This is a genomic window from Hydrotalea sp. GW822-HT8A01 (genome assembly GCF_058798575.1).
This window is the reverse complement of record NZ_CM179506.1, coordinates 2606338-2618264: the sequence shown is the minus strand read 5'-3', so window position 1 is coordinate 2618264 and position 11927 is coordinate 2606338. Positions and strand designations below refer to the sequence as shown.

Genomic DNA, 11927 nt, shown 5'->3' with positions numbered 1-11927 from the left:
AAATTAGATGGTGTTGTTTTTAAAATGAGGATACACCTTTAGCATCTTATAATAGGCTGTAGTACATAAATAATGTAACGCAGCCATGTGTTGTGCATGATGCAAATCAGTACCCAATAAATCTATTAATTGAGCTGTTAACAATTTTTCTGCTGCTTGCTTTACATGCTTACCATAGTATCCGGTTAGTGAAAGTGCATTTAACTGTAGCCAGCAACCCTTTTCTTTCCATTGTTCATATTTATTCATTTGTTTATGATAATAATTGTATCGCTCAGGATGCGCCAAAACAGGTTGATAACCATCCAGAATTAATTGAAATACACATTGTTCCAGATAAGGGGATGGTGCTAAATAACTCATTTCAATTAAAATAATTTTTTTTTCACCGAAACAAAGAAATGGTTTCTTTTTTTCAACTGCTTCTACAAAATTTTCATCGGCCATGTATTCTGCTGCAGCTTCCACCTGCATAGCAATATTGTTTTCATTCAATACACGCTTCACTTTCTCCAATGCGGGTAAAATGGTAGTTGGTTTATTAGGATATATATTTCCTAAAATATGAGGAGTACAAATTATTTTTTTATATCCCAACTGCTGCATTTGCTGCAGTAGTTCAATAGAATCGTTGATACTTTTTGCACCATCATCTACCCCCGGTAAAATATGATTGTGCAAATCAGTTTGCAGAAAAGAAAAATCGCCCAAAACCTTTTTTTTGAATATTGAAAACATAACAGCGTTGTAAAAAGAGAATAATAGCTTGATTGACCTTTCAAATTTAAGTGATGTCTTTTAATTTCTTAGCAGGATTGCCTACATACACACCCGGGCGGGTGATAGATTTTGTTACCACTGCACCTGCACCGATTACTACACCGTCACAAATAGATACCGGTAATATAGTGGCATTGCTGCCAATAACTACATGATTACCAATATTCGTTTTTTTCCATAAATTTTTATTGCCTTCAGCTGGCCGGTCATTTACAAAAACATCATTAATAAACATGACGCCATGCCCTATAAAACAATGATGACCTATTGTTACCATTTCGCAGATAAAACTATGTGATTGAATTTTTGTGCTGTGTTCTACTATTACATTTTGCTGAATTTCCACAAATGGCCCTATAAAACAATCATTCCCAATAAAACAATTGTACAAATTACAAGGCTCTACAATTTGAACATTTTTTCCAAACTGAACATTGTGAATGGCAACTTTTTTAGAAATAAATGGCATATATCTGTAAGTTTCTACTTGCTTTATAATTTTAAAGTTACTGTAATGAAAATTAATGATAAGATACAGCTATAGCCTATTTTTTTTATAAAGTTAATGCACCATCCTATTTTTAGCAATCACCCCTTGAATAGTATAGCGATGCATTAAAAAAATTTGTTTTAAAAAGAATTATGCTGAATGCATTTGTGAATACTTTCTATTAATGCAACTGTTTGCATGGCTTCCTCATTTTGTATAATGGATGCTTTATTGTGCAGTAATATTTCTATAAAATGGGCATACACTTTATCATGATTACGTATTGAACCCTGATAACTTCCATAGTCATTCGCTTCGGCAGATGTTTCAGTGCAGGCAATATCTCCATGCTTCAAGGTTTGGAATGCAATATTGTCTAAATATTTTCCACCAATTTTAATAATACCGTTTTCTGCATTCAGTAATATGGAACCCTCGGCATTTTGCTGAAAAGCATTAATACTGTAATGAATACTGCCCAGTGCACCATTGGCAAACTGCAACTGCGCAACACCGGTATCTTCAAATTCAATGATGTTTTGATGTGCCAGATTGGCTGCTGATGCGGCTACAACTTTCACATCACTACCCATAAACCACAATAAAATATCAATAAAATGACTAAACTGTGTAAACAAAATTCCACCATCTAATTGTTTTGTTCCGCGCCATTTACTTTGCATATAATACGCCTCGTCCCGATACCATAAACAATTTAAATGAACAGAATAAATTTTACCCAATAGTGCCTGTTCAATGGCATGTTTAACTGCTAACACAGGTGGATTAAAGCGATTTTGCTTTACCACCATTAACAATTTTCCTGCCTGCGAAGCTGCATCAATCATTGCACGGCAATCCATAGCAGAAAGTGCCATCGGTTTTTCTACCAGTACATGAAACCCTGCATGTAAGCCCTGTATTGCCTGAGGAGCATGTAAAGCATTCGGCGTGCAGATTACCAATACTGCTGCATTTTTACATGCTGTAAGCAAATCATTCAAACAACCAAATGCCTTACAATGATATTGTTCTGCGAGTTGTTTGGCTTTGCTTTCATCCACATCACAAACGCCTTCCAATTTACCAAACTGATGCATCAGAGCAGCATGCCGAACACCAATATTTCCGCATCCAACCAAAATAAACTTTACAGATGTCATGATAAAAAATTAAGCGTCGATTAAACCCTGCTTAAACAACATTTCTATGAATTCTCTTACAGCACCTTCACCTCCTTTTTTCTCGAGATGAATAATGCCTTTTATATTTTTAACCTGCTCGACTGCATTAGCGGGGCATGCTGCTACTCCTACTGCTTTCAAAAGTTCAATACAATTAATATCATCACCAACATAAGCAGTTTCTTTCATGGAAATACCTTCTTTTTCACATATTTCTAAAGCTGCATCTAATTTATTGCCGAAACCTCTACCCTGATAAACATAATCAATCTTTAATTTTTCGGCCCTGCGTTCTACAATTTTAGTTGCTTCGGTAGTAATAATGCCTGTTTTAACACCCGCCTTGGTTAATAAATTAAAACCCATCCCATCGTGGGTATTGAATTTTTTAAATTCATCGCCACTTTCAGTATAATACATGCCTGCATCGGTCATTACTCCATCTACATCTGACAAAAACAACTTAATTTTTTTATACATAAAATATTTTTAATACATCATTGTATGGGCAACAGGTATTCAATTGAAAATTCAACCACCAAAACCTGTCCAAGTGTATCTAACTGAACATATACTTTTTTCTTGCCGGTTCGTAATACTTCACCTTCATTATCCATAAAAATACCGCCTTTAATTTTTACCCTTGTTTTTTCTTTTAATGCCTGCATTCCGGTTACCTGAATAGTTGTTCCGGGCATCAATAAATATTGTTTGATGATTTCTATTTCCTCATCTCTTATTATGGCAGGTTTGCCCAAATAATGAATAAAATTGATGATGCCATCTGTATCTAAAACAGCAATACGTTCCATTTCATTAATCCTGACAAACACGTAAGAGCGGAATAATGGCACTTCTATAATTTTTTTTCTATCCGACCATTGCCGTTCTACTTTCTGTACCGGGCACCAACTTTCAATTCCTTTCTGTAATAAAATATTATCTGATTTTTTTTCCCACCGGGGTTTAGTATACACTGCATACCATTTTCTTTCTCTGGATAACATAGTGCTTTGCATTCAATTACAAATGTAAGATTAGTTCTTTTTTCAAACACTGCTATCCAACAATCCCTTGAATGTTTTAAAAAGAAAGGGGTTGCTGTTGAATAGCAACCCCCAAATATTTTTTTGTGTTTTAATGTTGCTTCATGGCTGTTTGTGCCTTTCCGGCATCAATCATATCTGCAATTACTTTTGCTGACTGGTAGATGTACATATCTTTTGTACGATCTTTTAACCACTCCTGGTATCTTTTTCCTTTGGCTGTATCGGAATTGTTGTAATACATATCCTTATCAGATGGAAGTACCTGCAAATCCATTGGCGTTTTTAATTTCAATAAATTATTGTCTTGTTCTGCAGTTGCAATAATTTGTTGCTGATCCTTTTTAAATACAACATAATTCAACTGAACCGGCGCATCTGTTTTTTGTGCCAGCCATTTTGTATTGTTGTTGATCAAACTAAAGGTTTTATCGGCCTGAATAGCTTGATTTTCTTTTTGGATAAGTGCATTGCGGTCATAATTCTCCTGCCAGGTTTGAAAAGCAGCTTTTGCAATTTCATCCCAAGGCAATGCAGATGGATTATCTTTTTCACGCATTTTCATATAATCATACAAATCAGGGATGATTACATCGGGTGTAACACCTTTTAATTGTGTTGAGCCACCATTAATTCTGTAAAATTTCTGAAAAGTTAATTTCACTGCACCATTTTCAGTTCTGCCCGAAAAATTATCCAATGGTTTACCCAACGGAACATTTTTTTGAACGGTACCTTTTCCGTAAGAGCGGCTTCCAATAATAATACCTCTTTTGTAATCCTGAATGGCTGCGGCAAAAATTTCGCTGGCAGAAGCACTTCCTTCATTAATCATAACAGCCAATGGGCCATCGTATAAAACGGAATTATCTCTGTCAGTTAATACTGTTGAGCTGCCATCCTTATCCCGTACCTGAACAACAGGGCCCTGACCAATAAACAGACCCACCATTTGCACCACTTCATACAAAGAACCACCGCCATTAAACCTTAAATCCATCACAATACCATCAACATGCTGGTCTTTTAATTTCTTTATTTCTTTGGCCACATCTTCCGAGCTACGAGCACCATTTGCACGTTCAAAATCTGCATAAAACTCCGGCAAATAAATATATCCTATTTTTTTTCCATTTTGATTGATAACTAAACTTCTGGCAAATGATTCATCTAATACAACCTCACTTCTGATTAATGAAACCACTTTAATACTCCCGTCCGGATGTTTCACAGTTAATCTTACTTCAGTTCCTTTATCCCCTCTAATTAATTTAACAGCATCTGTAACATCATAACCTGCAATATCAACCGGTTCTGCATTGCCCTGGCCAACCTTTAATATAATATCATTGGCCATCAACTGACCGCTTTTCCAGGCTGCACCGCCATTTTGAATATTTACGATTTTAATATTTCCATCTGATTCTGTGAGCTGCGCACCAATACCAAAAAACCGGTTGCTCATCATTTCATCAAACTCTCTTTTTTCTATTGGAGGGAAATAATCAGTATGCGGATCCATCAGGCTGCAGATGGTGTTCAGAAATAAATTAAACCGTTCATCATCGTTAAATTTAACTTTAATGCGCTCAAAAATTTTATTTTCAGTTCGCAACACACTTTGCCTGGCCTCGGCCTCCAACTGGTGGTCGGTTTTATTTTTAATAGAATCAACCACAGCTTTCTGGCGCTGGTTTTGCAAATCATAAAACCGGTTAAGCGTAATATATTTCAATTTTTTATACCATCTTTCTTTTTTATCAGCTTCATTTCGGGGATAATCTAACTGATCTACATTGGTAATAATAGAATCCTGATTAGTAAAAGTGAATGGATGTGATAAAATTGACTTGTATAATTCTACAGTTTCAGCCACACGGGTATTATAAATGGCAGACACAGCTGGTACAAATGCAATGGGTGCACCATGAATTTCGTCATCAATGGTCGTGGAATATTTTTTTAATGCTTCAATATCTTTTTGAAGAAAAATGCTTTTATCATCATCAGCCCACATATCGGTTAAATATTTATTAAATACTTTTACGGAGAATGAATCATTGATTTTTTGCGGACTGTAATGTTCGGTTTCTAATAGTTGCCCAATTGTTACTAATAATTTTTGCTTTTGATTAATAGTGAGGTCATTTTTTGCGCTTAATGTAGTAAATGCTACAAAAGAAGCACCGAATAAAACCAATAATGCTACTAATACTCCTTTAGGACTCTTCATAAATTTTATAAAATTTTGCATATTAATCTTCAAAAATAGGTGAATTACAACTGTGGTAAAAGTAACGTTTCCCTATTAACAAAGGTTTTGGAATCTAAAACTTTCCATGAAATAAAAAATGTGTTTTGTGAAATGCTGAATTATCTTATTTTTGCAGCCCAATAAAACGGAGAGCGTAGCTCAGTTGGTTAGAGCGACAGTTTGTGGCACTGTAGGTCGTGGGTTCGAGACCCATCGTTCTCCCAGCCCTCCTTCCATGAAGGAGGGTTTTTATTTTGAAAACAATACTATGCATACCTGGTATTACCTGCTTCCTATCATTACCGCACTAACCGGTTGGTGTATTAATAGTATTTTATTAACATATTTATTTAGACCTTACCAACTCAAAAAGGTACTTTTCTTTTCCATACAAGGCATTTTGCCTTCAAAAAAAGAAAAAATATCCGTTTTATTAGCCCAGCATATTATTGAACAATTACCCATAGAAAGCATTATAAAAAAAAGTACATCGAAAGAAAGTATTGAAAACATGATGCCTTTGGCTGAAAGTGCCATTGATGAATTTTTAAGAAAAAAATTAGTGGAAAAAATGCCCATGCTGTCAATGTTTGTCAGCGACCGATTAATTAACGAATTGAAAAAAATTTTTATTGATGAGCTAAACACCCTGCTGCCTGCCATGATAACGAAGTACATGCAACAGTTCAATAATAAAGAACAATTAACACAACTATTGCAGGAATATTTCAAAAAGATGGACAACCAAACAATAGAAATGGTGATTCGTAAAAATACACCTGTTGTTGCAGTTTTTCAGTGGTGGGGAATGATAAGTGGTTTTTTGATCGGCTGTATCCAACTTTTGCTGCTTTATAGCATTTCATCGGTACATTAAGGCTTTTCATCGGTAACTGTGTTGAACTTATTCCATTCAAAATTGTCTTATTACCGTTTATATATACTTAGCACATTTTATATAAAAACGTAATTGAAATTTGCAATTGAAATTTACAAACACCATGAGGAAAATTACCTTAACACTTAGCTTCACTATTATTGTTGTAATTGCATACAGCCAGTTTCCGGCAGGCAGGCCCGGTGGCGAAGGAATGGGCGGCCAAAATATAAATATTGGCCATTTTTATGGAAAACTTGTAGACGCCAAGACCAATAAGCCCATTGTAGATGCAACCGTACAATTGATTGGAAACAAATTTGATACAGTTACTAAAAAAATGAAGGAAGTAATTTTGGCAACTGTATTAGCCAAACCAAATGGCGATTTTAGCTTAGAAAATTTACCAGTTTTTGGAACTTTTAAATTATCAGCAACTGCAATTGGTTATAAAGCCTTATCACAAAATTTATCATTTGGTATTAAATTTCCAGCAGGAGGTGCTACTCAGGATCCCAATTTTATGCAACAAATGCTGGGTATGGTAGATAAAGATTTGGGTAATCTTAAAATGGAATCTGAATCAAACGATTTGGGCAATGTAACCGTTTCCGCTCCTATTAAACAACAGTTTGAACTGGGTATTGACCGCAAAATTTTTAATGTAGATAAAAACTTAGAAAGCACCGGGCAAACCGCAACAGAGGTAATGAAAAATATACCTTCTATAAATGTAGATATTGATGGAAATGTTACTCTAAGAAATGCTACACCAACCATTTTTATAGACGACAGGCCCACTACACTTACTTTAGATCAAATACCTGCTGACATTATTGATAAAATTGAAATTATTACCAACCCTTCTGCTAAATATGATGCTTCCGGTGGCAATGCCGGTATTATAAATATTATTTTGAAAAAGAATAAAAAAATCGGATATAATGGCGGATTTAGAACAGGTGCAGACTCTTATGGTAAATTTAACGGAGGTGGTGATTTCAATGTTCGTCAGGGTAAAATTAATGCCTTCGTAAATTTTAGTTATAACCAGAGAAAATTCAAATCAAACGGCACCACTGATCAGAATAATTTCTTCAATCCTCCCAGTAATGTATACTCCACTCAGGATGCTGTAAACAATGGTGAATTTAAGTTTATTCGCGGTGGATTTGATTATTTAGCCGATAACAGAAATACCATTACCATTGCAGGTAACTATGTAAAAGGCCAATTCAATTCGAATACTACTCTAAATTCAGACTCTACAATTAGTTCTATTTATGCCGCCAATAACCAAGGCATCAGTAATGCAGACCGTAGTTTTGAAAACAAAGGTGCACAATTAGGCTATAAACACAATTTTGCCAAAAATGGAGAAAACCTTACTGCTGATTTAAATTACAATGCGAGTACCAATTATAGTAATTCGAATAATAATATCTATACTTATTTCCCAAATACATCTACACAAAAACAACCACCATTGCTGCAGCAAACCCTAACAGATGGTTCTCAGAAATATTATACTATACAATCAGATTATGAGAATCCAATTTCAGACAGCAAAAAGTTTGAAGCAGGCGTAAGAGCAGCTATCAGAGACTTTGGAAACAATAGCACCCAGTTAAAGTACAACAACAATACCGGCAATTATGATAAATTACCCGGTATCAGCAACAATTATAAATTCAATGACCAAGTGTATGCCGCATATGTTAATTACAAAGGCAAAATCAACAAATTAGGCTATCAAATTGGTTTGAGAGCAGAAAGCTCCAGTTACACCGGAACTTTATTAAACGTAAATGGCGCAGATTCTTCTAATTTTTCTGTTAAATATCCGGTTAGCTTATTCCCCAGTGCTTTCTTAACCTACAAATTAACAGATAAGCAGGATGTACAAATTAATTATTCCAGAAGAGTAAACAGGCCCAACTTCTTTCAGTTAATTCCATTCCCTAATTACAGTAATTATCCTGTTTCTGTAAGTGTGGGTAACCCGGTATTAAACCCTGAATTCACCAATTCAATGGAGTTATCTTATAACAATGCTTACAAACCAAAAGCCAATTTTCTGGCAACAGCTTATTTTAAATACACCACCAATTTAATTACGCAATACATATACAGAGGCAAAGACCAGTTAAACCCCAATACTTCCGACAGTATTTATTATTCAACCTACATTAATGCTAATAGCGGTATATCTTATGGTTTGGAATTAACCAACAATATGCCTGTAACCAAGTGGTGGGATTTGTTGCTGAATCTAAATTTATTCAATTCAAAAATTAATGCCAATAATATCAATGCCAATAATGGCAATGGCGAAGTGGCATTAGCTACCAATTCTATATTGAGCTATTTTGCTAAAATAAACAATAATTTTAAATTAGGAAAAGGTTACTCTCTTCAAATCAGTGGCAACTATCAGTCAAAAACTGTTTTGCCCCAAAGTAATAATGGTGGAGGCGGTGGGCCATTTAACCAGGTTCAAACAACAGCGCAAGGCTATTTATTACCACGCTGGAGCATGGATGCTGCCATTAGAAAAGACTGGACATGGAAAAAAGGGCAAAGCGGCTCTTTAACACTGGGTATGAATGATATATTTAGAACAAACTATCAGGAATCATTTTCAGAACAAACCGGTTTATTTAATCAGGATAACAGACGCATCAGCAACCCGCAAATTTTGCGTTTAACATTCAGTTATCGCTTCGGGAAATTTGATGCCAGCCTGTTTAAAAGAAAAAATTTGAAATCAACCCCCGATACCGGCAGCATGGATATGATGGGTGGCGGCAACTAAATAATTCCACTACCAATCGAAATGTATACAAGGGGCTGCTTCATTGCAGCCTCTTTTATGTGCACTATCAATTCAGTAGAAAAAAACATGATTAATTTTTGAAAACCGGATATCTCCTATTCAATTCTCAAGTTTCAATAGGTAAAAAATTCTGCTTCTTTGCTCAGAAACGGAATGCCCTACTAATTTTGTATGCAAATCAAACCATACCTTTGCAGCATTCAATCAATATGAAATATTTATTATTCATTTTTACATTGGTATTGATATCCTGCCAATCCAATAAAAATTACCCCGCAGCAGAAAATGCTTTTGATGCAGGCAGGGAATTTATTGATGCTTATTTAAAAGGTGATTTTAAAAAGGCTAATTTTTACATGCTGCAGGATGCTGAAAATAATGCTATCCTAAGAAAAGTTGAAATAACATACAAAAATAAGCCTGCTGAAATCAGAAACCAATATCAAACTGCTTCAATTAATATAAATAGCATAGAAGATGTTGCGCCCACAGAAACCATTATTAATTATGCCAACTCGTACGATAATGTTGCGCATAAAGTAAAAGTAATTTTGAAAGACGGGAAATGGCAGGTTGATTTAAAATATACACTTGACGGTAATTTATAAAAAAGATAACCATTGAATATGATAACAGTACTTCACCCATGGCATGGCGTTCATTATGGAGAAAATGCACCCAGAGTTGTAACTGCAGTGATTGAAATTCCTCAAGGCAGCAGATGTAAATATGAAATAGATAAGCCCAGCGGTTTATTGAAATTAGACCGGGTAATTTATTCTTCATTTTATTACCCTGTCAATTACGGATTTATACCACAAACTTATGGCGACGACAAAGACCCATTAGATATTCTGGTCATTACCTCGCTACCTGTTACCCCATTAACATTGATGGAAGCTAAAGTGATTGGTGTAATGCAAATGATTGATAGTGGTGATGCGGATGATAAAATCATTGCCGTTGCTGCCAACGATCCAAGTGTAAACCATTATAACAACATTGAGGAATTGCCCCGGCATTTTTTTGATGAGCTCCGCCACTTTTTTGAAGAATATAAAAAATTAGAAAATAAAACAGTAGTAGTAGAGGAATTTGGCGATAAAACCAAAGCACTAAAAGTAATTGAAGAAGCGATAGAAGGTTATAAGATTAAATTCGGTAAATAACCCATTTTTTCACTTTCTTAATTCTATCGCTTAATCATACATGTGCATTCAATGACTATTTTAACCTTTACCTTACTTATTTTTTTAGGATCATTATTGGCAGGCTTTCTGGGCTCACTTACTGGTTTGGGTGGTGGATTTGTCATCATCCCCATGTTAACACTTTTATTTGGTGTAGATATACGGTATGCCATTGGCGCATCGTTAGTAGCAGTTATTGCAACATCATCAGGTGCAGCTGCTGCGTATGTTAAAGAAGGCATTACCAATATCAGACTGGGCATGTTTCTTGAAATTGCCACTACTACCGGAGCCGTTTTAGGCGCTTATGTTGCAGTGTATACACCTACTAATACAATCGCCATTATATTTGGATGTATCCTTATGTTTTCAGCATATGTTTCTTTACAAAAGAAAAGTGAAGCCATACAACAAACTGATAAAAGTAAATTAGCCAGAACTTTTAAATTAAATGGCACCTACCCTACACCTGAAGGCGAAATTGCATATACTGTAACCAATGTAGTTGGCGGTTTTTTTACAATGATTGGTGCAGGCTTACTATCAGGGTTGTTAGGCGTTGGTTCTGGCGCATTAAAAGTATTGGCGATGGATAATATTATGCGTATTCCTTTTAAAGTATCTACCACCACCAGTAATTTTATGATTGGTGTAACCGCTGCTGCCAGTGCCGGCATTTATTTATACCGAGGCTATATTGACCCGGGTCTTTGTTTTCCCGTTACATTGGGTGTATTAGGTGGTGCATGGATTGGTTCAAAATTTTTAACAAACGCCAAAACCAGCCGATTAAGAAATATTTTTGCCTTTGTAATTATTGCCATTGCGCTGGAAATGTTATACAACGGCTTTACAAAAAAATTTTAAACCATGCGTAAGATTCTACAAGATGATGATTTGGAATTTGCAATGGGTAATCTTTTAAGATTGGGCGTAATTATTTCATCCATCATTGTTGTAATTGGAGGTATCATTTACTTATACAAACATGGTATGCAAATTCCTGAGTATGCAACTTTCACAGGTGATAAAAGCATGTTTAATGCAGTTACAAAAATATTTAAGGGTCTAAAAGAATGGAAAGGGCAGGCTATTATACAATTAGGCATTATGGTATTGATTTTTACACCGATTGCACGAATTATTTTTTCTTTTATCGGTTTTTTAATTGAAAAAGATTTGCTATACATGTTACTCACTCTTATGGTACTTGCAATTATCACCTTTAGTTTATTAGCTGGTACCAATATTGTATGAAAAAAAGTAAAAG

12 protein-coding genes and 1 tRNA gene are annotated in these 11927 nt (G+C 35.1%); 7 read left to right on the top strand and 6 right to left on the bottom strand.

Translation table 11 applies throughout. The features are described from left to right. Positions 1–3: 3 nt before the first annotated feature. The 6 genes from AC3QLY_RS11660 to AC3QLY_RS11635 all read right to left on the bottom strand — a co-directional run bounded on the left by AC3QLY_RS11660 (position 4) and on the right by AC3QLY_RS11635 (position 5733). Positions 4–738, bottom strand: a complete 735-nt coding sequence (locus AC3QLY_RS11660; RefSeq protein WP_074420879.1) for a tyrosine-protein phosphatase — start codon at positions 736–738, stop codon at positions 4–6. Positions 739–784: 46 nt separating this feature from the next. Further along, positions 785–1249, bottom strand: coding sequence for an acyltransferase (locus AC3QLY_RS11655; protein WP_074420878.1), 465 nt, complete (start codon positions 1247–1249; stop codon positions 785–787). Between the two features lie 161 nt (positions 1250–1410). Beyond that, positions 1411–2433, bottom strand: coding sequence for a Gfo/Idh/MocA family protein (locus tag AC3QLY_RS11650; RefSeq protein WP_074420877.1), 1023 nt, complete (start codon positions 2431–2433; stop codon positions 1411–1413). Between the two features lie 9 nt (positions 2434–2442). Next, positions 2443–2934, bottom strand: a complete 492-nt coding sequence (locus AC3QLY_RS11645) for a 3-deoxy-D-glycero-D-galacto-nonulopyranosonate 9-phosphatase (protein WP_074420876.1) — start codon at positions 2932–2934, stop codon at positions 2443–2445. Positions 2935–2951: 17 nt separating this feature from the next. Further along, positions 2952–3473: a UpxY family transcription antiterminator gene (locus AC3QLY_RS11640; RefSeq protein WP_074420875.1), complete on the bottom strand. Its 522-nt coding sequence runs from the start codon at positions 3471–3473 to the stop codon at positions 2952–2954. Positions 3474–3591: 118 nt separating this feature from the next. Further along, a complete protein-coding gene (locus tag AC3QLY_RS11635; protein WP_074420891.1) occupies positions 3592–5733 on the bottom strand; it encodes a carboxy terminal-processing peptidase in 2142 nt (713 codons plus the stop codon). Positions 5734–5902: 169 nt separating this feature from the next. Between AC3QLY_RS11635 and AC3QLY_RS11630 the strand changes: the two genes are divergently transcribed. From AC3QLY_RS11630 to AC3QLY_RS11600, 7 genes are all read left to right on the top strand, one after another. After that, positions 5903–5976, top strand: a tRNA-His gene (locus tag AC3QLY_RS11630). A gap of 46 nt (positions 5977–6022) precedes the next feature. Beyond that, positions 6023–6631 (top strand): DUF445 domain-containing protein, encoded by a 609-nt coding sequence (locus tag AC3QLY_RS11625; protein ID WP_074420874.1) that lies wholly within the window; start codon positions 6023–6025, stop codon positions 6629–6631. A gap of 124 nt (positions 6632–6755) precedes the next feature. Beyond that, complete coding sequence (locus AC3QLY_RS11620; RefSeq protein ID WP_081301371.1) at positions 6756–9446, top strand: TonB-dependent receptor; 2691 nt, start codon at positions 6756–6758, stop codon at positions 9444–9446. Positions 9447–9676: 230 nt separating this feature from the next. Further along, entirely contained in the window at positions 9677–10075 is a 399-nt protein-coding gene (locus AC3QLY_RS11615; RefSeq protein ID WP_143439544.1) for a hypothetical protein, read from the top strand. Positions 10076–10093: 18 nt separating this feature from the next. Continuing rightward, positions 10094–10636 carry an inorganic diphosphatase gene (locus tag AC3QLY_RS11610; RefSeq protein WP_492989753.1) on the top strand — a complete coding sequence of 181 codons (543 nt, stop codon included), beginning with the start codon at positions 10094–10096 and terminating at the stop codon, positions 10634–10636. 51 nt (positions 10637–10687) lie between these two features. After that, positions 10688–11524 (top strand): sulfite exporter TauE/SafE family protein, encoded by an 837-nt coding sequence (locus tag AC3QLY_RS11605; protein ID WP_074420871.1) that lies wholly within the window; start codon positions 10688–10690, stop codon positions 11522–11524. 3 nt (positions 11525–11527) lie between these two features. Beyond that, complete coding sequence (locus AC3QLY_RS11600; protein ID WP_074420870.1) at positions 11528–11914, top strand: DUF1634 domain-containing protein; 387 nt, start codon at positions 11528–11530, stop codon at positions 11912–11914. Positions 11915–11927 lie beyond the last annotated feature (13 nt).